The organism is Kordiimonas sp. SCSIO 12610, assembly GCF_024398015.1.
GTDB lineage: Bacteria > Pseudomonadota > Alphaproteobacteria > Sphingomonadales > Kordiimonadaceae > CANLMI01.
Map to the genome: position 1 here is coordinate 1,531,981 of NZ_CP073747.1, position 23,678 is coordinate 1,555,658.

General features: G+C 44.9%; 24 protein-coding genes and 4 tRNA genes. 14 read left to right on the forward strand and 14 right to left on the reverse strand.

The window, feature by feature from the left end:
* The first annotated feature begins 20 nt into the window (after positions 1-20).
* Positions 21-605 carry a regulatory protein RecX gene (locus tag KFF44_RS06955; RefSeq protein WP_255938432.1) on the forward strand — a complete coding sequence of 195 codons (585 nt, stop codon included), beginning with the start codon at positions 21-23 and terminating at the stop codon, positions 603-605.
* Here KFF44_RS06955 and KFF44_RS06960 read toward each other — a convergent pair.
* Together KFF44_RS06960 and KFF44_RS06965 are read right to left on the reverse strand one after the other, a co-directional pair.
* A complete protein-coding gene (locus KFF44_RS06960; RefSeq protein ID WP_255938433.1) occupies positions 597-2,204 on the reverse strand; it encodes an NTP transferase domain-containing protein in 1,608 nt (535 codons plus the stop codon). The two genes, KFF44_RS06955 and KFF44_RS06960, sit on opposite strands and share 9 nt — an antisense overlap.
* Positions 2,194-3,165 carry an XdhC family protein gene (locus KFF44_RS06965; RefSeq protein ID WP_255938434.1) on the reverse strand — a complete coding sequence of 324 codons (972 nt, stop codon included), beginning with the start codon at positions 3,163-3,165 and terminating at the stop codon, positions 2,194-2,196. The genes KFF44_RS06960 and KFF44_RS06965 overlap by 11 nt, the downstream gene beginning before the upstream one ends.
* Before the next feature lie 174 nt (positions 3,166-3,339).
* Between KFF44_RS06965 and nhaB the strand changes: the two genes are divergently transcribed.
* The 8 genes from nhaB to KFF44_RS07005 all read left to right on the forward strand — a co-directional run bounded on the left by nhaB (position 3,340) and on the right by KFF44_RS07005 (position 8,493).
* Complete coding sequence (gene nhaB, locus KFF44_RS06970) at positions 3,340-4,923, forward strand: sodium/proton antiporter NhaB (RefSeq protein WP_255938437.1); 1,584 nt, start codon at positions 3,340-3,342, stop codon at positions 4,921-4,923.
* Between the two features lie 247 nt (positions 4,924-5,170).
* Positions 5,171-5,737: a cold-shock protein gene (locus KFF44_RS06975; protein WP_255938438.1), complete on the forward strand. Its 567-nt coding sequence runs from the start codon at positions 5,171-5,173 to the stop codon at positions 5,735-5,737.
* Positions 5,738-5,817: 80 nt separating this feature from the next.
* The gene (locus tag KFF44_RS06980) at positions 5,818-6,264 is read left to right on the forward strand and encodes a PaaI family thioesterase (RefSeq protein WP_255938439.1); all 447 of its coding nucleotides are present in this window, start codon (positions 5,818-5,820) and stop codon (positions 6,262-6,264) included.
* 229 nt (positions 6,265-6,493) lie between these two features.
* Positions 6,494-6,570, forward strand: a tRNA-Pro gene (locus tag KFF44_RS06985).
* Between the two features lie 142 nt (positions 6,571-6,712).
* A complete protein-coding gene (locus KFF44_RS06990) occupies positions 6,713-7,246 on the forward strand; it encodes a hypothetical protein (RefSeq protein WP_255938440.1) in 534 nt (177 codons plus the stop codon).
* 204 nt (positions 7,247-7,450) lie between these two features.
* Complete coding sequence (locus KFF44_RS06995) at positions 7,451-7,729, forward strand: ETC complex I subunit (RefSeq protein WP_255938441.1); 279 nt, start codon at positions 7,451-7,453, stop codon at positions 7,727-7,729.
* Between the two features lie 7 nt (positions 7,730-7,736).
* Positions 7,737-7,813: transfer RNA gene (locus KFF44_RS07000), tRNA-Arg, on the forward strand.
* 86 nt (positions 7,814-7,899) lie between these two features.
* On the forward strand, positions 7,900-8,493 hold the full coding sequence (locus KFF44_RS07005) for a hypothetical protein (protein WP_255938442.1): 594 nt from the start codon (positions 7,900-7,902) through the stop codon (positions 8,491-8,493).
* 139 nt (positions 8,494-8,632) lie between these two features.
* On the opposite strand, the gene KFF44_RS07010 is transcribed toward KFF44_RS07005, so the two are convergent.
* The 6 genes from KFF44_RS07010 to hspQ form a co-directional block, all read right to left on the reverse strand.
* Positions 8,633-8,860 (reverse strand): hypothetical protein, encoded by a 228-nt coding sequence (locus KFF44_RS07010; protein ID WP_255938445.1) that lies wholly within the window; start codon positions 8,858-8,860, stop codon positions 8,633-8,635.
* A 409-nt stretch (positions 8,861-9,269) separates the two neighbouring features.
* On the reverse strand, positions 9,270-10,346 hold the full coding sequence (locus KFF44_RS07015; protein ID WP_255938456.1) for a molybdenum ABC transporter ATP-binding protein: 1,077 nt from the start codon (positions 10,344-10,346) through the stop codon (positions 9,270-9,272).
* Complete coding sequence (modB, locus tag KFF44_RS07020; RefSeq protein WP_255938457.1) at positions 10,343-11,032, reverse strand: molybdate ABC transporter permease subunit; 690 nt, start codon at positions 11,030-11,032, stop codon at positions 10,343-10,345. The genes KFF44_RS07015 and modB overlap by 4 nt, the downstream gene beginning before the upstream one ends.
* 13 nt (positions 11,033-11,045) lie before the next feature.
* On the reverse strand, positions 11,046-12,230 hold the full coding sequence (gene metC, locus KFF44_RS07025; protein ID WP_255938458.1) for a cystathionine beta-lyase: 1,185 nt from the start codon (positions 12,228-12,230) through the stop codon (positions 11,046-11,048).
* Between the two features lies 1 nt (position 12,231).
* Complete coding sequence (locus KFF44_RS07030) at positions 12,232-13,128, reverse strand: sulfurtransferase (RefSeq protein ID WP_255938460.1); 897 nt, start codon at positions 13,126-13,128, stop codon at positions 12,232-12,234.
* A gap of 211 nt (positions 13,129-13,339) precedes the next feature.
* On the reverse strand, positions 13,340-13,660 hold the full coding sequence (gene hspQ / locus KFF44_RS07035; protein ID WP_255938462.1) for a heat shock protein HspQ: 321 nt from the start codon (positions 13,658-13,660) through the stop codon (positions 13,340-13,342).
* A gap of 288 nt (positions 13,661-13,948) precedes the next feature.
* Between hspQ and queF the strand changes: the two genes are divergently transcribed.
* Entirely contained in the window at positions 13,949-14,413 is a 465-nt protein-coding gene (gene queF / locus KFF44_RS07040) for a preQ(1) synthase (protein WP_370691147.1), read from the forward strand.
* Positions 14,414-14,421: 8 nt separating this feature from the next.
* On the opposite strand, the gene queE is transcribed toward queF, so the two are convergent.
* A complete protein-coding gene (queE, locus tag KFF44_RS07045) occupies positions 14,422-15,057 on the reverse strand; it encodes a 7-carboxy-7-deazaguanine synthase (protein ID WP_370691148.1) in 636 nt (211 codons plus the stop codon).
* A 1-nt stretch (position 15,058) separates the two neighbouring features.
* A complete protein-coding gene (gene queC, locus KFF44_RS07050) occupies positions 15,059-15,778 on the reverse strand; it encodes a 7-cyano-7-deazaguanine synthase QueC (protein WP_255938467.1) in 720 nt (239 codons plus the stop codon).
* A 265-nt stretch (positions 15,779-16,043) separates the two neighbouring features.
* Between queC and KFF44_RS07055 the strand changes: the two genes are divergently transcribed.
* Positions 16,044-16,529, forward strand: a complete 486-nt coding sequence (locus tag KFF44_RS07055) for a hypothetical protein (RefSeq protein ID WP_255938468.1) — start codon at positions 16,044-16,046, stop codon at positions 16,527-16,529.
* 92 nt (positions 16,530-16,621) lie between these two features.
* Here KFF44_RS07055 and KFF44_RS07060 read toward each other — a convergent pair whose 3' ends face one another.
* From KFF44_RS07060 to KFF44_RS07070, 3 genes are all read right to left on the reverse strand, one after another.
* Positions 16,622-17,749: an OmpA family protein gene (locus tag KFF44_RS07060; RefSeq protein WP_255938471.1), complete on the reverse strand. Its 1,128-nt coding sequence runs from the start codon at positions 17,747-17,749 to the stop codon at positions 16,622-16,624.
* A 213-nt stretch (positions 17,750-17,962) separates the two neighbouring features.
* Positions 17,963-19,477 (reverse strand): FMN-binding glutamate synthase family protein, encoded by a 1,515-nt coding sequence (locus tag KFF44_RS07065; RefSeq protein WP_255938473.1) that lies wholly within the window; start codon positions 19,475-19,477, stop codon positions 17,963-17,965.
* 279 nt (positions 19,478-19,756) lie between these two features.
* A tRNA-Asn gene (locus KFF44_RS07070) sits at positions 19,757-19,832 on the reverse strand.
* A gap of 209 nt (positions 19,833-20,041) precedes the next feature.
* On the opposite strand from KFF44_RS07070, the gene KFF44_RS07075 reads away from it, so the two are divergent.
* Positions 20,042-20,584 (forward strand): NADAR family protein, encoded by a 543-nt coding sequence (locus KFF44_RS07075; RefSeq protein ID WP_255938474.1) that lies wholly within the window; start codon positions 20,042-20,044, stop codon positions 20,582-20,584.
* Between the two features lie 79 nt (positions 20,585-20,663).
* On the opposite strand, the gene KFF44_RS07080 is transcribed toward KFF44_RS07075, so the two are convergent.
* Positions 20,664-20,737, reverse strand: a tRNA-Cys gene (locus KFF44_RS07080).
* A gap of 220 nt (positions 20,738-20,957) precedes the next feature.
* On the opposite strand from KFF44_RS07080, the gene KFF44_RS07085 reads away from it, so the two are divergent.
* Entirely contained in the window at positions 20,958-21,611 is a 654-nt protein-coding gene (locus KFF44_RS07085; RefSeq protein ID WP_255938475.1) for a protein-L-isoaspartate O-methyltransferase, read from the forward strand.
* 293 nt (positions 21,612-21,904) lie between these two features.
* Positions 21,905-23,464 carry a TolC family outer membrane protein gene (locus KFF44_RS07090; protein ID WP_255938477.1) on the forward strand — a complete coding sequence of 520 codons (1,560 nt, stop codon included), beginning with the start codon at positions 21,905-21,907 and terminating at the stop codon, positions 23,462-23,464.
* Positions 23,465-23,678: the final 214 nt, after the last annotated feature.

Genomic DNA, 23,678 nt, shown 5'->3' on the forward strand with positions numbered 1-23,678 from the left:
TGATGTCGAATATATAGACCATGAAAGAACAGCAAACAAAAAAAGTGACTGCTGGCTATATCGAGCGAGCAGCGTTGCATTATTTAGGGCGGTTTTCCTCTTCTGAGGCGAATTTGCGCGAAGTCCTAAAGCGTAAAGTGCGGCGGCGAAATCAAAGAGCAAATGGTGATGTAGAACCTACAGCAGAGCAGCTTTCATGGATTGATGAGGTTGTCGAAAAATGTAAGCGGTATGATTATGTGAACGATCTTAGGTACGCGCTTGAGCGCGCTAAATCGTTATTAAGAAAAGGGAAACCGCTTCGCCTCATTAAGCAAGATTTATTCTATAAGGGCGTGAAAACTGATGATGTAAACAGTATTTTAGCGCAGTTGTCTTCAGAGAGAGAAGAGGGTGGGGGCTCAATTTCCGTAGATTTGATCGCTGCTGTTTCTTTTGTCAAGCGTCGTAGATTCGGAGCTTTCAGGCGTCCAATGTCAAAAGAAGATGTTGATGCAAAAATTCAAAAGGAATTGGCCTCTATGGCGCGAGGCGGGTTTTCATATGAGCTTTCGCAGAAAGTCCTCAATATGGAAGAAGAAGATATTCGGGAAATCTTAGCGTAAACCAAACTGTTCCAGCATTTCAGGCGTGTCCAGATCGATCAATAAACCAGGATCATCTATTTCGACTTCCAAAACATAGTCTTCGTTGTTTTTAATAATTTTTCGTCCGCCCTGGTCTGCCGATATATTCCTGATTTCGTAAAATTTGTCTCGGTTCCATAAAACTGGATTTCCTCTTTTGCCATGAAAAGTTGGGATAATAATTTGATATTCAGGGTTGGCGACCCCAGCCTTTATAAGTGTTGTTATCGATTGCGGTCGAACAAACGGCATATCACCAAGTGCAATCAGAACAAATTCAGTTTCCTCGCGAATGTGTTTGTTCGCGAGCTTCAGGCTTTCAGACATGCCTTCTGTATATTTCGCATTATAGCATATTTTAATCTTATCATTTGCTATAAGGGATTTGATCTTGTCGTGTTCGTGGCCTGTAACAAGGAGTATTTGATCCTCCTCAATCATGTCAGATTGAGTGAGGAGCGATAAGGTTCTTTCAAGAACGGACATAGTGCCCAGCGATGCCAACAATTTATTGCGCTGTGCCCTTGATGATTTTCCTGCGGCCAAAACGACAGTTGAAATGTTATTTTTGGTGTTGCTGAAAATATCGTCTCCTGACGAAGTTTTAAGGCGCGGGCTCGGTCGATTACGATCCTCTTTTAATAGTCCACCAAGTCCCATTGATTTGATGTCTTTGGCAGTTATTTGCAAGCCTGCGGCAAACCGAGCGAGAACCCAGTCAAACCCATTCAGTGCTGGTGATTTAGCGCAACTAGGTAAACCAATAACCATTTTCCCGTTGAGCGTACCAAGCATCAACAAATTGCCCGGATCGACAGGCATGCCTAGATGCTCAATAGTTCCGCCTGCCTCAATAAGCGCCGAGGGGATTATATCACGTCGGTCAGAAATCGCAGATATACCAGTCAGAAGGATAAGGTCTGTCTCAGAGCCCATAGCGGTTGATATGATTTTAGCGCTTAAGTCTTCAACGTTATGATCGCACCAATCAACCGACTTTAAGCACCCATGAGTGGTGTTTACACGATTCTCTATTATCGAAATTGCTTTTGGGGGTAGCGACCTGTCTGACGAGATAAGGGCGCAATTATAGGTGCGGAAAGGAGCGACGTTAAGCTTGTCAGTGACTAACGTGGCCTTGTTAAGCAAAGCTTTATCAACCGCGTAAGGGATTATCTTAACTGTTGCAATAAGCTGCCCTTCCTTGACAGGTTGAAAGTTTGCCAAAGTTGCTAGTGTGATGGCTTCGTCAATAAAATTGATATCCTCCATTGATGAGGAAAATTGAATCAGGCCGTCACATGTTGATTTAATATTGCATCTGCCACGCGTGCTTTTGTCCCTTCGCGTGTTCGCCCCTATAAGGTGGTCAGCGATGTTTGCTGCTGCGGAATTTTCATCGATGTCAAAGTTGTCGAGCTTGAAAACCTGAATTTTTTCGACTCCATCCGACTTTAATGAACGTATATGTTCTGCGGTGATTTCAGTCGCTTTTTTTACTTTCTTGTTACTGGTCGTAATACTGTGGGCCAATTTCCAGCCTTGGCAATCATCAATATTTCTAAATTCAAATTTCATGATGGATGCTCAGCTTTTGACGGTAGGTTTGAACAATTTCCGCAATGATAGAAATAGCAATCTCTGCCGGGGTTTTTGATCCTATATCTAGGCCAATTGGACCATGAATTCTATCAATGTCTAGTGGCTTGAAACCGCTGTTATGCAGACGTTCGTATCTTGTATTATGTGTTTTTTTACTGCCCAGGGCACCAATATAAAAAGCATCGCTTTTAAGGGCAGGGACAAGGGCGGGGTCGTCGAGTTTTGGATCATGGGTCAAGGCCACGAGCGCGCTGTGTTCGTCCAGGTTTGTTTTCTCAAAATAATCATCCGGCCAGTCAGCGACAATATGCGCAGACTTAAACTCTCTGCTATCGATAAAGCCTTCCCGCGGGTCAATGACCGTGATGTCAAAATTACATTCATTAGCCATGACACATAAGTGCTGGGTAATATGTACGGCACCAATGATGAATATTTTGGGTTTGGGGGTTATCGGTAAATAAAAAAAACGATCTGTTTGGTTAGGTTTCTTCTCATGGGAAGTTTGGTCACTGCTGGCGCCGTTATGACGAATGTCACCAGTCTGCCGGTCGATCGTAAGGACCGCGCGATCACGGCTATCAATTGTTGAACGTGTATCGTGTAGCCATGAAATATTTGCGTCGTGAACTCTGACCAATAAAATTTCAATCTCTCCGCCGCATGCCAATCCGACGGACCAGGCATCATCATTGGCGACAGAGAAAGTAAGGTGTTTGATGTTGCTTCGAGTCTCAATCAAATTAGCGGCTTCTGCGATAACACTGCCTTCCACACAGCCACCTGATACGGACCCTTCAAAAACGCTGTCTTCACGAATGACCATAAGGCTCCCAACCTGTCGTGGGGCAGACCCCCAGGTTTTGGTTACAAAAGCGATAGCAGCTTGATTTTTATTAGCTAGCCAGTCGCTAAGATGTTTGAGTTCTTGTTCCATTCGTAAGCCGAGTTTGAGTTGTTGATACTTCAGTTGATGAAAATCGACCGTAAAACACAATCTTTTTTTGAGCAGATATGCTTGATTTCATATAGAGGGACAAGTAAAGCTAGCGAAATATGTAAAATATATTCGCGTATATGAATATCTGCTTCCAAATAATAGGGGATACAAATGGCAGTTTTTGCTAGTCCGGCGGGTAGGAATTTTCTAGGAAATTCCGCAGAATGGTACAAGATGACAATCTTGGCATTCCTCATTTTAAATCCAATTCTTTTTTATACGGTTGGCCCTTATGTCGCCGGTTGGGCTTTGATTATCGAGTTCATTTTTACACTCGCTATGGCCTTGAAATGTTATCCGCTTCAGCCTGGTGGGCTACTCGCTATCGAGGCAGTCGCCCTCGGCATGACCTCAACGTCTACGGTTGTTCATGAGATTGAGAGTAATCTGGAAGTAATTATGCTGCTCGTGTTCATGGTTGCAGGGATTTACTTTTTGAAGAGCATGTTGTTGTTTGTGTTCACCAAGATATTGGTGAATGTGCGCAATAAGATTGTCTTGTCGCTTATTTTCTCCATAATGGCGGCTGTGTTATCTGCATTTCTTGACGCGTTGACAGTAACAGCGGTGGTGATTGCCATTTCTGTAGGCTTCTATTCAATTTATCACAAAGTCGCTTCCGGTAAGAGTTTCAGCGATGGTCATGATCATTCAACCGACGGCGAAATCGACAAGCTTAATGAAACAGACCTGGAGCAATTCCGCGCATTTTTACGTAGTCTTATGATGCATGCGGCGGTTGGTACTGCGCTTGGCGGCGTGATGACATTGGTGGGTGAACCACAAAATATTCTTATTGCATCGCGCGCAGGTTGGGAATTTGATGAATTTTTCTTCCGCATGCTTCCAGTAACTTTGCCAGTTTTGGGCGCAGGTTTGCTAACGTGTGCAGTTCTCGAAATGACAGGAATTTTTGGCTACGGAGCCCGTATTCCTGCGAAGGTGCTTGATATCATTGTTGACTATGACAAGTATGAAAGTGATCGCCGCACAAGCCGCGATAAAGCAGCACTTGTTGTTCAAGGATTGGTTGCTATCTGGCTTGTTGTTGCATTGATTATTCATATCAGTCCGGGTCTTGTCGGCTTGTCTGTTATCGTTCTTGCATCTGCGCTTATCGGTATTACTGAAGAACATCAAATTGGTCATGCTTTCGAGGAAGCGCTACCGTTCACGGCGTTATTGGTTGTTTTCTTCTCTATTGTTGGCGTAATTAGTGACAATGCGCTCTTTAAACCAGTAACAGACTTTGTATTATCGCTGCCAACTGCGTCCGAGCAGATCACTGCGTTGTTCGTGGCCAATGGTGTCCTGTCAGCAATATCGGATAATGTGTTTGTTGCGACCGTATATGTGACGGAGACAACGAAGGCACTTGCTGATGGTGTTATTACACGTGATACATACGATTTGATGGCTGTTGCAATTAACACAGGTACGAACATTCCGTCTGTAGCAACTCCAAATGGTCAAGCAGCGTTTCTATTCTTGCTGACATCGGCGCTGGCACCGTTAATTCGCCTCAGCTACATGAAGATGGTTGTTATGGCGCTGCCATATACGATTGTGATGTCTATTGTCGGCTTCATTGGTGTGTATAGCTTCCTTCAGCCAATGACTGATACGATGTATGAGCAGCACTTGATTGAGCATCATTCAGCTACAATCAGTGATACAGGTAACTCTGGACATTAGGTTCGAAAATATCGTTTAGCGTTAATTTTCTAGTTAACTAGAAAACGCATAAAATATTGTGCTCGTAACAAAATAGTTGCGGGCACGTTTTTTTATAGCTAGCATTGAAAGAGGTGGAGTTCTTTCATGCGTTTCTTTGATAAGAGCTTTTTAAAGGGAAAAGGGGGAAGGGAAAACGACCTGTTCGGTTTTCTGTAATGGCACCCCTATAAATAATCGGATTAAACCGATGGTACATGAGGTAGCTATGCAATCTGTATCTTCAGATTCGCTAGATCTTGGCGATAGCCAGGAGCAAGGGGAAGAAGCCAGCGTAAAAATTTCTGGCAAAATTAAATGGTTCGATGCCGTTAAAGGGTATGGTTTTGTAGTACCTGATGATGAAGACGGCGATGTGCTTTTGCATTTTTCTGTCCTGCGTGATGTTGGCCGGCGATCAGTTCCGGAGGGAACAACAGTGATATGTGATGCTGTTGAGCGTGGCCGTGGGCGTCAGGCATTAAAAATTCATTCTCTGGATTTATCGACGGCTGTGTCCCCTGAGGATTTTGGACGGTCATCATTTTCTCATCCCGGGATGGATGTTGAGGTTTCTGACGAATTCGAAGATGTCGTTGTAAAATGGTTTAACCGGACCAAGGGATACGGGTTTGTGTCAAGAACAAAAGATGGGCCTGATATTTTTGTTCACATTGAAACCTTGAGGCGAGCAGGATTGACCGATCTGGAGCCCGCGCAGGAAGTGAGAGTACGGATCGGCACTGGCGAGCGAGGTCCGCTTGTTGCTCAGATTGCATTACCTGGCGACGCTTAGAAAAGAAATGTATAAGGATATTAAGGGCTTTTCAGCCCTTTTTTTGTGCGTAATTTAGGGTGAAATGGTTAGGAGTTTTCATGTTCTCAAAAACAGCGACACCAAAGATGATCGCGAAGGCGTCTCCGCCGGACGGATATAAGTCTATTGTGTCCAATTCGCCCTTTGGTTGGCATGTAGGTCCGTTTTTCGAGAAGGAAATGCCTGGTAATCGGGTGAAGCGGGGTTTCAGGGTCGCTGACGATCATTTGAATGCGGGTGGCGTGTGCCACGGTGGAATGTTAATGACATTCGCTGATATCCTAATCGCTTCGGCTGTGTTTAAAGTAGCTGCGCCGCCTTTTGTAACGATTAAATTGTCTACTAATTTTGTCAGCTCTGCCAAATGCGGACAGTGGGTTGAGGGTGAGGCAGAGGTTGTTGGCCTCCAGGATGGTTTTGCATCAGTAGAGGCTGCATTACGTAATGAAAGCGAAGCTGTGGCAACGATTAGCGCTGTTTTTAAAGCCTTGGGCGCGAGGCGATAAAAGTTTGTTCGATCCTGTTTTTCAATCTTCTGGTTAAACGAATGGAATCAGATTGTGCGATTGAGGAATATCATAAATAAAACCGAACATATGTCGCATATTGCCATTTGAAATTTTGGAAATTTGCGGAGCAAACGATCAGATTTGCGGGCTTTTTGAATTTTTTTTTACGATTTGTAATTTTTCTCTTGCTTCTCAAAATCGCAGAAACTATACGATCACCACTCGTCGGGGAGTGGCGCAGCCTGGTAGCGCACCTGTTTTGGGTACAGGGGGTCGCTGGTTCGAATCCAGTCTCCCCGACCAGTTATAAAAGTAACCAGGACTTTTAAAGGATAGCCGAGCATTTGCTCGGCTTTTCTTTTATCTATTGCCTTAGATATATCTTTCACATTTTCTATATGTGCTATAGAGTGTCTCCAATTCTATAGGGAGCCTTGCGGAAAGAATGCTTGAAGAAAAAGAGAGTTTCTCTTGGGGGGAGTGTTTCGAATCTATATGTAATTCTGCCTTGATACCTCAAGTCATTGATGACTTTGATGCAGATCACCCTGTGCATGAATTTCAAGCATACTGGGACGGGTTAGCCGACGGTGATATGCCCGATAATACCCAGTTTTCTCCTGTCCACGTTAAATCATGTTTGCGCTGGTTGATGATTTTTAAGGAAACTGAACTCGGTGAAGAGTTTGATTTTCAATTAACCTTGCTTGGAACATCAGCGTCAGAAATGACTATTCATGCCAAACAAGGGCAATTCTTGAAAGAGTTTACCGAAAACGCATGCTATCAGACGCGCAAAGCCGTGATGATTGATGCTATTCAAGCCGGGAAGCCTGCATTTGCCAGAATTAATATGGCATCAAACGGTGAATACAAAACAAACGTTATGATTGGTATGTTTCCTTTTCGTGAAAACGGTGGACACAAGGTGTATGTGATCCCGTGCCCAGAGAATAAAAAGCTGCGTGCATTAATGTAACAAACTGTATGAACATTTTTTCTTATAAGATGATGAAAAATTGTAATTTCATAATTGATTTTTTATTTAATTGAGCTAGTGTGCCCGAGCTTTTGATCGTGGTTTTTGTTGATGTTTTAGAATTAAGATTGACAAGAGGCCGCGTGACAAGCAGCATCATTCATTGATGAGATACACAACGAAGATATGAATAAGGAAATGGGCATGAAAGCGCGCATTTACCAACCCGCTAAAACAGCAATGCAGTCCGGCACAGCAAATACACGGCAGTGGCTTCTGGAGTTTGAACCTGCGTCTGCGAAACAGATAGACAGCCTAATGGGCTGGGTTGGTTCAAGCGATACACGTGGCCAATTGCGTATGAAATTTCCTTCGTTGGATGAAGCAAAATCCTATGCCAAACGCCACGATATTCCTTTTGAGGTTCAAAAACCTCATACTCGGAAACGTCGTATTCAGGCATATTCGGATAATTTTAAATAAGAATAATGGCTCCGTAGCTCAACTGGATAGAGCAATTGACTTCTAATCAATAGGTTGCAGGTTCGAGTCCTGCCGGGGTCGCCATTATTTACAATTCCATAGTGTTCTAGAAATCTCCCCATATTCCTATAGTATATGCGACATGTGAATTGCATCATAGGGAGTGGGTGATGAAACCAAAAGCAAGCAAAAATCATGAGTTCACACTTGGCCGTGTTTTATACGATATGGCTGTAGTGTTTATCGGTGTGTTTGTTGCGCTTTTGCTTGATCAGCACTGGGAAGAATTAAAAGAACAGGAAACAACGTCAGAGAGCCTGTCCTCCATACAGCAGGAATTGTTGTTGAACCGCGATGAATTGATAGCGAAGTCAGAATATCATTTACGTGTTTCGCCGCTTGCCTTTGATGCGCTTAAAAGCTTGGAGGCGGGGGCTTTATATGCTGAGGCCCCGTGGTTAGAGGGGGTGAAATATCCGGTTGTTCGCACAGCATCCTTCACAACGGCGCTGCAAATTGGCACATTTAACCAGGTGTCGCCCGCGTTAACGGCGACCGTCAATGATGCCTACCAATGTTTCGACCAACTATCTAATTTAACAAACGCATATTTACCTGCGCTCGCGGAAACCAAATATAATGATGGCCCACGTTTTTTTAATATTATTGGGTTCGCCACCGCCTCGCTCGGTAGTACAGAGAAAAATTGCATTGCTAAAATAACGGTGGCCGACGCTGCTATTCAGCAATATTTAGGTGAATAGATTTGCTCGTTAAGCAAGGTCTTTGATCGCAGCCGCCCTAGTTAGCGCGGCTTAGCGCGGCGACATCCGTTCCTGTTGTTAATTGCATGCTCCATAATGACTTCTCAGTGATTTGAGTAGTGGTCATTTAGGATTGTTTTTATGCAAGAGGTCTTTCGATAGAAACCGGACGTTTGAAACTTTGCATTTCATCTAACCTGTTCAATTTCTTGATCACCATATCGTCCAAAAGGTAACCTTTAGCAAGGATCAGATTGCCTGATGCGTTCGTTAGGTCTTCTAAAAGAATATCGCCTTTTTTCAGTAATTTGACCGGGGCGTTGAATGTTTTGGTGATAGGGGTTCTGGTACTCGTTGACTGTGACATTTTACTCGGAACTATTTTAAAAGGATTGAAATTTCTGATTGTTGGTTGGGGCAGACTGATCATCGTAAAAGTCAATGATCATTCGGCCCCTTTGAACATAATTCAAATCGGACCATTTAATGGACTTTGATGATAGCCAGGCCTTGAAATGTGGGTTGTCCTGAATCCACGTACTGGATTGATGATGTGATGTTGGATTACTCATAACGCTGTTCCCAATATTGCTTGGGATACAATTTGATTCAAATTTGATGAACTTAAACTGAATGAAATCTACAGGTAATTTTATTTCCGTGCAGAGAAGAATTGAGTTTCTATTAAACTATATTAAATTCAATAGCTTAGTATAATTTACTGTTGTTGGTGAAATAATTGTGAGGTCAATTTGATAGCCCTCTTACGGCACGTTCTATGCCGAAGTTATGCTTTTAACGGCTACGGCTTTTAACATTGCGGAGACTTGCATACCTTCTTTTACCTGCATAAGTGCGGCTGATTTTTGCGTAATCTGTGCGCTAATACATTGATCACTATTTTCCAATTTCAGTGTGACAAGAACCTGATCACTTTGTTGGTTAATCTCTGTAATTGAACAAGACAAATGATTCAGAATACTTGTTCCATCAATCGGCTGTAGACTGAGTGCAATGTCTTTAGAGCTTAGGCGTACCCTGATACAACTGTTTATAGCAGGTATCGGCTCAATACAGAATAGATAGAGAGTTTGCCCTGCAACATCAATCTTCCACAAGGTATCTTCTGTACCAACGAATGTCCCTTCAAGTATGCTGCTGATTTCCTTAAGTCCCAGAGCCTGGGAAAAATCAGCGTGCTGCGTGATATGCTCTAATGTGCCTTCTGTTACGATCAGATTTTCATGCATTAAAATGGTGTGGTCGGCCAATTTGAGCATCTCATCATAATCATGCGTGATCATAAGAATGGGAATAGAGCGAGTTTGAGCAATCTTTTTAATGAGTGTTAGAACCGTTTCTTTTGATTTCTGGTCCAAACCATTAGTTGGCTCATCGAGAATAAGGAGGCCTGGTTCAGAAACAATTGCTCGGGCTATTGCAACACGGCGCGCTTCACCGCCTGATAGGGTATGTGTGTTTCGATTTTTCAAATGTTTGATTGATAGAAAATCAAGGATGTCATCGATGGATTGTTGTTTCTTAGAACCGTACCGGATGTTTGCTTCAACCGTCATATGCGGAAACAAAGCGCTATCCTGCGGTACCCAGCCAATTTTGCGTTTATGGACGGGGGAGAAGGTACCCTTTCCAACATGAACCAGCGTTGTATCGTTAAGTGTTATAGTTCCTGATATTGGCTTTATTAGCCCCAATAAAATACGGGAAAGCGTTGATTTGCCTGCACCTGATTGGCCAATCAATACATTCACACCCTCATAGAGTGCGAAATTTGCTTTGTAAGTCGCTGTATCATGTTCCCAGCGAACGTCTGCAGATAGGGCGATGTTCATGGCCTTAATCCAGCTTTAGCCCGAGCACGGCGGCTTAGGGTTTCACTGATGAATAAACTTAAAACGGCTGGTATCAAGCATAAAATTGCCAGCCGTAAGGCAGCAGTTTCTCCGCCTGGGGTTTGCGCCTCTGTGTATAATGCAAGGGGAAGCGTTTGTGTAAGGCCTGGAATATTGGCGGCAAATGTGATTGTTGCACCAAACTCTCCGATCGATCTGGCAAAGCCCAATACAATAGCGGTCGCAATACCAGGAAGCGCGAGAGGAAGGCTGATTGTTAGAAATTGCCTAAATGGTCCCGCGCCAAGGGTTGCTGCAACTTCGTTGAAAATGATTGCCTGTGTTTCAAACGATTGCCGAATAGCCCGAACCATTAAGGGCATCGCCATAATGCCACTTGCGAGCGCGGCTGCTTGCCAACTGAAAGATGGGTTTAATCCAATCGTCTCCAGCCATGCGCCGAAAGCACTTGCAGGTGATAAAAACACTAGCAACAGATATCCAATAACGACAGGAGGAACGACGAGCGGGAAATAAACCATTATTTCCAATAGCATTTTGCCCCTGAAATTATACCGGGCCAGCAAGAAGGCAAGGGCAAGCGCGATAGGAAATAGAAGCAATGTTGCGCTTGTTGCCACTTTTAGGCTGAGCAATAAGGCTTCTATTTCGCTTTGGCTTAACACTATTTCAGGAACCTTATGGTTTCACGGCGTCGCTGTAGCGCTGTAAACCGGCTTCCAAGTCTTTCATGAGGTCATCCGTATCTTCAAGGCCAATGTGTAGCCTTAGTAAAGGACCGGGGCTGGACCATTTTGATGCGGAACGGGCACTTTCTGGGTCGCTAGGTAATATTAGGCTTTCATACCCGCCCCAGCTAAAGCCCATTTTGAAATATTTCATCTCGTCAACAAGATGGGCCGTATCAGGATAATCCCCGTATTTGAGAATTATGGAGAAAAGACCTGTTGAGCCAGTGAAATCCCGGCTCCAGATGTCATGTCCTGGGCTTGTTTCAAGCGCGGGGTGGCGTACCTCATGGATAAGCGGGTGATCCTGTAGCCATTTGGCAATCAAGAGCGCATTTTCTTCATGCTGCTTCAAGCGAACGCCGAGGGTTCTAAGCCCCCTAAGACCAAGGGCAGCGTCATCGGCAGAGACCGTTTGCCCAAGTGAATACGCGGTTTGTCGCAAACGTTTAAACATGCGGTGATTTGCAGTTGCCGAACCAAGCATAATATCCGAATGCCCGCCAATATATTTTGTGCAGGCATGAACGCTAATGTCAGCCCCGAGTTCGAGCGCAGGGAAATACAAGGGTGTTCCCCATGTGCTATCGCTGACGATTAGGATATTGTGCCGTTTTGCGACCGCTGAAATTGCAGGCAGATCCTGCACTTCAAATGTCAGCGACCCGGGACTTTCAACTAAGATCATAGCGGTGTTATCTTTGATCAGGCTTTCGATGTTGGCGCCGATTGTGGGGTCATAATATTCCGTAGTAATACCCATTTTTTTCAGGAAACCGTTGGCAAAAGACCGTGTGGGATCATAGGCGCTATCAGTGATAAGGATATGATCCCCAGTTTTAACACATGCAAGGATAGCCGCATTTACAGCCGCGACTCCGCTAGGGAAAAGCATAGTGCCTTCGCCGTTTTCAAGCTCGGTAATCGCATCTTCAAGCGCCCACTGTGTCGGGGTTCCTTTGCGGCCATAGAATAAATGTCTGGCGCTTGGGTCTTTAACGCGCTCACGCATTTCTGCATAGCTGTCAAACAAACATGTTGAGGCACGATAAACTGGCGGGTTAACAATCCCGTGGGTCCATTCTTTACGCCTTCCGGCCGTTACAAGCTTTGTATCACGCTGTTTGTCTGACATTTTACTCTATAGTCCTTATCATTTTTGCCTGTGGATTATTGATACCATAATGTGTGGCCCAATCAATCCATGCACCGTCATAGATGGCTACATCCCATTTGCCAAGCAAACTTAATGCGGCGGCGAGCGTACATGCGGTTATTCCTGAGCCACAGGACGTGATTACAGGTCGATTGAGGTCGATTTTGTGGCGACTAAACAGATTTTCCAAGGCATCTATGGCTTTATAGTGACCATCCTTTGTGAATAGGTCCTGATAAGGAATGTTTACAGCAAGCGGCATATGGCCCGATGGCAAATTAGGCCGTGGCTCGGGGGCAGAGCCATCAAAACGGCCTTTTGAGCGCGCATCGATAATCATAGTGTCTTCGCTATGGATTGTCTGCTCTATTTGAAGTCTGTTTACCAGTAACTGTTCGTTTGAAATGGGAATAAAGGGAGTGAAACTGTTGGTTGGAAGGGCGGCTTTAGAGGTCCCATCAACGGTTTTATACCCTGCGTTTTTCCATGCAGATAAGCCACCATTTAGAATATAGATATTCTCAAAGCCAAAATACCTGAACATCCACCACACACGCGCTGCTGAAAACAGCGGGCTATTATCATAGCATATGATGGTGTCATCCTTTGAAATTGCAAAATCATATATTGCTTTTTCAAATGTTGCGATCGTTGGCAGCATATGGGGAAGAGGCGCCCTAGTGTCTGCAATTAGGTCAATGTCAAAAAAATATGCACCGGGAATATGGGCTGCTGTGAATTCTTCAAAAGCAGATCTGTTGGTGCCAGGCAAATGGTAGCTACAGTCAAAAACCTTCACCGCATCTGAGTGAATATTTTCACTGAGCCAAACAGCGTCTACGAGCGTATTTTTTCTAGTTTCTTTGGGTGTTGCCACGATTGTTCCCTTCTCAAAACCGACTGTATGGCTGATGTGCAGAAAATTCAATGCGCGGATAGGAATAGGGATAAAAAGAAAAAGGGGGTATCCGAAGATACCCCACAAAGGTGGCGGCAGCTAATTTGCTACCCAAGGGAACTGTTTCCTCCAAAAGGCTTGAACCAAACGTTGGCCCATTTTTCAGGAGGGGTGTTTATATTTCGTTCGTTTAATTGAAAATTTGCCGTGACGACAAACCACCATCGGTTAGAGGGTGAAAAAATTCACTTAATTGAGGATGCTCAAAATCGTTTTCTTCATCGCAGGCAACAAGGTTTTCTTCCGCAACGTAAGTGACATGATCTTGTCCATCCACAAGGATATGATACCAGGGACGATGTTTGGATGGCCTCGATACGGCCATAAGCTCATACCATTCATCGGACTGTTCGTATGTGGCATCGACATCGAAAATAATACCTCGATAACCGAGGCCGATATGCCTGATGACTTGACCCGGTGTAAACCGGGCAACATATGTTTTTGCCATTACTCTTCTCCTGGCCGACATACAAATCGGTACTACTTCGTCGACAGGACCACTTTTGAGGACCTGATTCCTTAACAGAATACGATTGGTTTCTTAATAAAATCTGAATGCTAAGTTTTTAATATATATACAATTTTACTAAATATTTCAGATAGTTGTGCCTATTATGAGGCGTGTTTGATCGACGCATTTAAATGGGAAAATTTGTCGCATCATTTTCATCTTGATAAATAGTGGTTTAGGCCTATGAATAGCGCGGTAGGATTAAAGCAATACGAAGAGACGATGATGGCCAATAGTGTTTACGAAGGATTAGAGCAGCTCGGTAGCACGAGCACCCAGCCCAAGACACCTGAGGAAGCGGTTCTTGAAATGGTGCAGAACCCGCGTGCTGGCACTGATTATCTTGTGCGCTTTACGTGCCCTGAGTTTACAAGCCTGTGCCCTGTAACCGGTCAGCCTGATTTTGCACACCTTGTTTTAGACTATGTGCCGGATCAAAAACTTGTAGAAAGTAAATCACTGAAACTGTTTCTTCAGTCTTTCCGAAATCATCAGGCGTTTCATGAAGATTGTACGGTTGGGATCGCTGAGCGTCTTGTTGAAGAAATGAAACCAAAATGGCTTCGCTTCGGTGGTTATTGGTATCCACGCGGAGGTATCCCGATTGATGTATTTTTCCAAACAGGAAAAGCGCCTGAAAATATCTGGATACCTGATCAAGGTGTACCAACCTACCGTGGTCGCGGTTAAAGGCTACGTTAAGGGATATTAATCGCCTTGTGGGTCTGAACACTTAAATGCCACTTGGGGTGAGCTTTGCAGTAATCAACAGCTTTTTCTGTGTTTGAGATAAGTTCAGGGCTATCCATTGGCTGAAGGTAAAAATGCTCGAAATTTAAGTCGTCAAATTTTTCGGGCTCGCCACCTGCCTGCGGGTAAACAAGCTTAAGCTCTTGGCCCTTTTTGACAATCAGATCGGATCCAATTTTGGGGCTAATGCAAAGCCAGTCAATCCCGTTTGGTGGAAGAATTGTCCCGTTGCTTTCTACAGCAATGACAAAACCATATTCGTTTAGCGTATCAACAAGTACCTGATCAAGTTGCAATAAGGGCTCACCGCCAGTACAGACAATGAAGGGGGGCTCATTTGTGTTCTGTGGCCAGTGGGAAAGAACGCGCTCCACAAGGTCTTTCGCGGTTTTGAACTTGCCGCCTCCAACACCATCAGTCCCTACAAAGTCAGTATCACAGAATTGGCAGATTGCTTTACTTCTGTCTTCTTCGCGGCCTGTCCATAAATTACAGCCTGAAAAACGGCAGAATATTGCAGGCCGGCCCGCGTTTGCGCCTTCACCTTGTAGGGTGTAAAATATTTCTTTTACGCTATAGACCACACTATGCCCCTTGATTTTGATAGCGTGTCGGGTCATCAAGGCTCGCTTCCTTAAAGCCCTTTTGGCGCAGCAGGCAACTATCGCAGTGGCCACAAGCCCTGCCATCTTCGTCAGGGTCATAGCAACTGATTGTCATGGAATAATCAACACCCAACTTTGTTCCAGTGCTAACAATCTCTGCTTTTGTCATATCAATCAATGGCGTTTGAATTTTAATTACTTCTTCATCAGAAACCCCGGCTTTGGTCGCCAAATTGGCCATTTTTGCATAGGCATCAATATACTCAGGCCGGCAATCAGGGTATCCGCTGTAGTCGAGGGCGTTAACACCGATAAAAATATCCTTTGCACCAATTGTTTCAGCATAAGCAAGGGCAAAGGACAGGAAAATTGTATTTCGGGCAGGGACGTAGGTTACAGGGATGTCGCTGCTCATATCGTCGTCTTCACGGTCCTTTGGAACGTCGATATCATCAGTTAAGGCGCTACCGCCGAAAAGGCGGAGGTCAAGGTTTGCGGTTTTATGCTCTATCACGCCCAGTGTTTTTGCAATTTTATTTGCGGCAGTTAATTCAACACTGTGACGCTGCCCATATTGAAAACTAAGTGCATAGACGTCGTATCCGCTATCTTGCGCGATACGAATGACAGTTGCCGAATCTAATCCACCAGATAATAATACAATGGCTTTTTTATTATTTTGTGCGTCTTTCATTGCCATATTTATCTCTTATTTTAATCCTAAATACGCTTCATTCTTAATTCACGAGGCGCGCCTATAGCATTTCAATGCATTGAATGTAACTAAAATACCGCTTTGATCGCGGAATATGGTGCGTTTTTCATCAGATACCATGAATTTATATCAAATTGTAAGTTTAAGATTTTGTTTACATCTTACGGCGAAACTAAACCTATGTTTGTGTATGGAAGGTTTCAGACCGTTTTGTGCATGCTGTGTGAATGAGTGGTAAGGAGATAATAAAATGATCAGGCAAATTTTATTGGCGGCTATCACTTTTGGCGCTGTAGCAGCATTGGATAGTTCAGAAGCCAATGCGAATACCTTGTGTATTCGCCCTGTTGAAGAGAGTGCGGACAAGGTCCGTTTTGTTCAGACACATTTCATGGTGGCAGCGCTTCAGTGTCGTTATGATAGCTCTAGCAAATTACCAGAGCTTTATAATGATTTTGTCCGTGGGCATGATATTCATCTTAAAAACAGTGAAGCGCCACTTCGTGCCTTTTTAAAGCGGCAGGGTGAACAAACACTCGACACCTATATGGTTACTATTGCGAATAAGGTTTCCCTGCAAAGTACAAAATTGACTGAATTTTGTGATCGGACGGAGGCTGCTGCGGAGCTATCAAACCACGCATCCAGCCCAGAGGCATTGTTAGAGCTAATGCCAGTGCGTTACCAAAGGCCAGCGGCAAGATGCATTAGCGAGCCGGTATCATTGAGATACTGATAAAGAATACAGAAATTGATCTTAGGCGATTGAGACAGAAAAGGAGGCGTAAAAGCCTCCTTTTTTATTTGGTTAGCTATGGACGGTTTTCCTTAGCGTGAAAGAACGATCTCCACGCGGCGGTTTTGTGCTTCCCGAACATTATCAGCGGTGGATACAAGCGGTGATGTTTCACCTTTGCTTGAAACCAGGATAGCTTGTGCAGGAACACCCTTCGCAATCAGGGCACTTCGTACATTTTCAGCCCGCTTCCGCGATAGGCGGGAGTTATAATTGTCACTGCCAGCACGGTCCGTGTGTCCTGTGGCTCTAATGCGAACAACTTTGAACTTTTCAAACGCATCGGCAGCAGCATCGATAATTGATTGCGCGCTGTCAGTAATAGAAGAGCTGTCAAAGTCAAAGAACACGATAAACGGCCCCGGAAGCGGAGCAGGTTTCGGCTCTGGCTTCGGTGCTGGTTTTGGTTCAGGTTTTGGTTCCGGCGCGGCAGCTGGTGCTGGTTTTGGAGCTGGTTCTGGAACAGGCTCAGGCACAGTTGCGGGTTCAATACCATTGGAACCACCACCAAATAACCATGTTACACGGGCAAAAAGTTCATGGTTTTGAAAACGGAAATCTGCAATGCCGTCTGGTGTTTGGAAATCACCAAGGGCTGTTCGGAAGTAGCGATACCCAAGACCAAGTTCTACATTGTCAGTAAGTTTACGCGCTGCGTGAACCATGCCTTGGCCTGCAAACTGTGTATCACTGTCATTAACAATCGTTCCGAGTGTTGTATTCAGGTTTGATACATCCATGCGGGCGAAACCAATACCTGCGCCAATGAAGGCTTTCCAGTCTGCGATTTCTCCGAACTGGTAATGAACATTTGCCATAAATGCGTCAGATTCCTGGTGACCACCAGAATCGCGAAGCCCAACTATATTAAACGGGCCGCCGTCAACAAAGTTAACCTGGTCGTAGCTGTTTCGGCGTGCAGCATATTCGAACTCATAGCGCCATTTTCCAACTTTTCTGCCGAGAAACAGGCCAGACAAAAGGCCTGGATCAGCATCAGCATTGGCAAATAAGTCGCCCGTTGCATTGACGCGGGCATCATCTGCTAGTGTGACCCCAAGTTGCAGGCCAGCGTAGAAGCCATCATCATCATGGTCGTCAGCGACAACGGTTATGTTGGCAGTTGTTAAGAGAAGTGCGGATAGCAATGCTTTGCGCATGGTTTCCTCCAGTATTTTTTATCTTGTTCATCTTTATTAAGAACTTATTAACTGAATGGATACTAGCGAAATGTGTCTAAAACAAGCGTATTTGTGGGCTTTTTCTATCATGAAAAGAAAAATGGCACATAAAAAGCACACTTTCATATTTAAAGGGTACGACAATAATTTTACCGTACCCCGCAACCGAAGAAATGTTTGAAGGCCCTTAACTTACATCAGGCTACCTTCTTTTTGGTTTGGGAATATATTAGACATAGGAAGTGGCCTTCCGTTGTCCTGAACCATAATGGCGTGCGAGCGATTTAACTCTCTTGGTTCTTTCACGCCGCAGGAATGGGCAATTACACCAACTTCATACATGACATGTTCGATATAATTTGCAACGCGTTCTGCCTTATCTGCTGCCACTAAGCCACGCTGAAGTTTCGGGTCATGTGTTGTAATGCCTGTTGGGCAGGTGTTTTTATTGCACTGAAGTGCCTGAATACACCCGAGTGAGAACATAAAGCCGCGGGCGGATACTACGAAATCAGCCCCCATGCAAAGCGCCCATGCCACATCAGCGGGGGTGATAAGCTTGCCGGAAGCGATGATTTTGATTCGATCCTTGAGGTTAAATCCGTTAAGTCGATCCGCAACCATTGGCAGGCTTTCCCAAATAGGAAGCCCCATATAATCCATGAGGCTCATGGGAGCTGCACCCGTGCCGCCATCACCAGAGTCGATTGTGATAAAGTCAGGCGCGCTCTCAACGCCGCGCTTGTGAATAAGCTGAAGCATTTCGTCCAGCCAATCAAAGCTACCCATGACAGTTTTTATGCCTACCGGCTTGCCTGTGACGTCGCGAATATGATTAATCGAATCAAGTAGGCTTTCGATATCATTTATTTCGGGGTGTCGGTTTGGACTGATCGAATCTTCGCCAACCTTAATGCCCCGAATTTCCGCGATTTCTTCGCTGACTTTCTCGCCAGGCAAGATCCCGCCTTTGCCGGGTTTTGCCCCTTGTGCGAGTTTGAGTTCGAACATGCGGATATTTTCTTTGGCTGCAAGCGCCTCAAGCTTATCGTCCGAGAGGTTGCCGTTCTCGTCGCGGACACCGTATTTAGCAGTTCCAATTTGAAATACGATGTCACCGCCCCCTGATAGGTGATAGGAAGACAAGCCACCTTCGCCGGTATTCATCCATGCCCCCGCCTTTGCTGACCCCTTGGAAAGGGCCTCTACCGCTACTTTTGAGAGGGCGCCATATGACATGCCTGAAACATTAAACAGGGATGCGGTTTTATAAGGCGTTGTGCAATAGGGGCCAACTTCCACTTCACGGGTTTTAACAGCATCCTTTCGCATGGTTGGGAAGGCGCAGTTCGCAAACATGATGGTGCCTGTGGTGTGCAGATTTCGGGTGGACCCGAAGGCGAGGGTGGTATCATCCCGTTTGGCAGCCCTGTATACATAAGAGCGTTGTTCACGGTTAAAGGGCATTTCTTCCCGGTCCATGGCAAAGAAATATTGACGGAAAAAGACACCAATATGTTCCATCCAATAGCGTCCGCGTCCGATAACGGGGAAATTGCGGCGCACTGCATGCTTGGTTTGTGTCCTGTCGATCACATAAAGAATGATTGTGCCCAGCACGACAAGCCCGATTGCAAAAACAAACAAGAGTACAAAAAAGGTTAAGGCTTCGATGACGAAGGTCGGTATTCCCATTTGTTCAAACATTGTTGGCTCCCGATATATTTGTGTTCGTGTGAATATTGATGATGCTGGGCATCACTCGCCAAATAAGAACTAAAAACAAGGAAAGACGAGATACTTGAGAAGAGACTAGCTGAAGTTAGAGACTAATCAAATCACACAATGACACAAAATTCTGTTCATAATCAGGTTTGCGTACGGGGCATGCGAACAGCCAAGAGTTTGAAAGGGAATGCTCGATGGTAGGGATATTTGATTGAGAAATAAAAAAGGGCTAGCTTAAAAAGCTAACCCTTTATGAATTGGCTCCCCAGGCCGGACTCGAACCAGCGACCCAATGATTAACAGTCATTTGCTCTACCAACTGAGCTACTGGGGATCAGTATGACACGCTTTCGGGTGACCCCGTCTGCGCTTGGGTGGGCTCTTTATACTCAAAAAAAATTCTCTGCCAAGCCCTATTTTTATTTTTTGTGACGTTTTTTTGAAAAACCGCAGAAATGGTGATGTTTGGTAAATGCTGATTGGCGAAATGGAGCGGTCAGGCTATAAAGTGTTGTTCATATGAAAAAAAACGGATTGGGGCTTATGAATACAATTGATAACTTGATTGCTGCGGCAAAAACAGGCGAGAGATTAAAGTATGTTTTCTTTTGGTCGCACAAAGATCCCTCGGGCACAGTATCGAAGGCATGTTTTAGCCAATGGTATCCGAGGGGTGGAGTTGAGGGTGATTATAGCTATTTGACGGCCGAGCATTATATGATGGCTGAGAAGGCAAGACTATTTGGCGATCAAAGAAAGTTTGATGAAATCATAGATGCCGAAAACCCCGGGAAAGCCAAGGCACTGGGGCGCGAAGTCTTGAGTTTTGATCAGGCAATCTGGAATAAGCACAAATTTGATGTGGCCGTTCGGGGTAATTATATAAAATTCTCCCAAAATAGTGACCTCAAAGAATTCTTATTAAATACTGGAAAACGTGTATTGGTAGAGGCAAGTCCTGTAGACCCGATATGGGGGATTGGGATGTCGGTTGATGATCCTGAAGTCGAAAATCCGGAAAAATGGAAAGGACAAAATTTATTAGGGTTCGCCTTAATGGAGGTGCGGGAAATGCTACGCCGTTGAGGGCTGCATGCTAGTTATAGCGGATAAACTGTTTTTCTGCTGAAAATATTCAAAATCAGATAGATAGTAGGAGAAATAATGGAGGCGCGAACGAGAATCGAACTCGTGTACACGGATTTGCAATCCGCTGCGTCGCCACTCCGCCATCGCGCCTCATTGTGGCAATCGTCATTTGCTGACTGACGGTGCTTATAAGCAGCTTTTTCTCTCTCGTAAAGTCTCTTTCTGATGGTTTTTGATAGAGAAAGAGAAATCACTTTATTTTCTGGTACATTTTTCTGGCACATTTTAAAGAAAACGCGTTGTGTCTTGTGACTTCGCAAATTATAAAGCAACTAACACAAACCAATTAATTACATAAAGGGTATCCTCCGTGAGCGAATATTCTGTTGCACGTACTCACATGATTGATGGTCAGCTTCGCCCCAATGAAGTGAATGATGAACGCGTTATCGATGCGATCGGCGCTGTTCCCCGCGAAGCTTTTGTCCCGAAAACAAAGCGCGATGTTGCCTATGTGGATGAGGATATCGCGGTTGGTGAAGGCCGTTACCTGATCGAGCCCATGATTTTCGGCCGTATGCTTGTGGCTGCCAATATTCAACCAAGCGACCTTGTGCTCGATATCGGTTGTGCAACGGGCTATTCTTCGGCGGTGCTGGCGCACCTCGCGGATGCAGTTGTGGCGTTAGAAGAAAATGAAACCTTGGCGGATGCCGCTGAAAAGAAACTGACTGATCTTGAAATCATGAATGCAGCCGTCGTTAAGGGCGCGCTCGGTAGTGGTGTTTCAAGGCAGGGGCCATATGATGTGATCTTTATGGGCGGTGCGGTCGAGGATGTTCCCATGACTGTTGTTCGACAATTGAAGGAAGGTGGTCGGTTAATCTGTGTGAAAACGGTTAACGGTGTTGGCCGCGGCCATATGATTACAATGCGTGATGGTATCCCGGCGGGCCGTGACCTGTTTAATGCCAACGTCGCGAAAATCCCGGGTTTTGAACAGCCAAAGGGTTTTGAATTTTAAGGGGTTTGCATCCCATAATTGAATAGAATGTATGTGTAATCGTTCGCGGATAAATCCGAATCTGCTGGTTGGCCATATAAACGATTAATAGTTTGGTGGCACCAATTAGCACCACAGGGTGAATTACGGGGAACTTAAAACATCCTACTATTTGGCATAAAATATTGATTTTTGGTGGTAAAATTCGAAATACGCACTAAATTATACCGCGAATGGCTTTAAAAAATGAAACCATTAGGTAAACAGTAACAAAGATATAATAACGATATATGCGAGGAAATAAGGAGACCATAATGAAAAAGGGAATAGTCCCAATGGGTCACAAGGCATCTGCTGGTAAAAAATCTGTCTATAAATCTACGGTTCAAAAGGGGCTGGTATCGCTTTGTGCGGTCGCTGCGATTGTTGGCGGGTCCTACAGCGTTTCTGCTGAAACATTAAAGGAAGCGCTCGCCGCCGCCTATTCATCAAATCCGCAGCTGTTGGCACAGCGTGCAATATTAAGAGGCGCAGATGAGAGCGTTTCACGTGCAAAGTCTGGCTTTTTACCAACCGTTGATGCGCAAGCAAGTTTTACGCGCGGTAACAGAACGAACCAACAAGCCGGAACTGTTGGGGATTTGGTTGCTTCACAAGGCATCACAAGTCAAGCAGAATTAGATGCTGCTATTGCGACTGCAATTGCTAATGGTCAACAGCCGCCGTTCCCTGAAGGAACACTTATAGGTGACCCCCCTCCATCTACACGTGCTCCTACAGATAATGATTTTTATCAGCTTCAAGCCACACAGAATTTATTTAATGGGTTTCGGGATAGAAATCTTTTGAAGCAAACAAAACGTCAAGTTTTAGCGGGCCGAGCGCAATTGCAATCTGTTGAGCAGCAAGTTCTTCTGGATGCTGTTACTGCCTATATGGACGTTTTCCGCGACGAAGCCGTGGTTCGTTTGAACGAGAATCAGGTGCAGGTACTTGAGCGCCAGTTGCAGGCAAGCCGTGATCGCTTTCGCGTTGGTGAAATTACGCGCACTGATGTTGCGCAGTCTGAAGCGCGTCTAGAAGGCGCTAAATCCAACAAACTTGCTGCTGACGCAACGTTGGCTGCGAGCAGGGCTCGTTATCGGCGTGTTATCGGTCGTGCGCCAGCCACTTTAGAAAATCCAAATGGCAAACCTGAATTACCTATCTCGCTTGATGCGGCTATCGAGCAAGCAATGACTGATAGTCCGGGTGTAAAAGCTGCACGTTATACGGAAGAAGCGGCGAAATATGCTGTCAAACAGGCTAAAGGCGCTTTGTTACCTCAAGTTTCATTGAGGGGTAATGTGTCACGTAATACTGGTACATTCTTCCTCGGAAACTTAATCAGTTCAACTACTGCTAATACTACACAAGCTACATTGAATATTAACGTTCCGTTATATGCTGGTGGTGCTAGGCATTCTGATATCCGCCGCGCTAAACAAGAGCAAAGTCAGCGCAGGATTGAAATACTTCAGGCTGAGCGTGTCGCTCAAGAAGGAGTGTTTGCCGCGTGGGATAACTACCGTGCGACCAAGGGGCAGATTACAGCCAACGAGGCGCAGGTGAAGGCGAATGAAATCGCGCTTGAGGGCGTGGAGCAGGAAGCAGCCGTTGGTTCACGTACTACGCTTGATGTGCTCGATGCGCAGCAGGAACTGTTGAACTCTCAGGTCAACCTTGTGCGGGCACAGCGGGATGAATTTGTCGCGGCCTATACGCTTGTTTCAGCGACAGGTGCTCTGACCGCCGCACGACTAAATCTGGATGCTCCGCTTTATGATCCAGAAGAGCACTATAAAGATGTGAAGAACCAATTCATTGGTTGGTAAGTTGATCTTTTGAATTTCGATATATTTAAATCAGGCACCTTCGGGTGCCTTTTTTGTGGACATAAGGGAGATTGTAATAACTAAATGATTGTATAGATATGGTTTAATTAATCAAATAGTTGTTATATAAATGAAAATTCATAAAAATGCCATAATAAGTTGTATTAATGATTGTTATGCGTAGCGTCGGGCTTCGCAGTTTCAACTCTTGCTC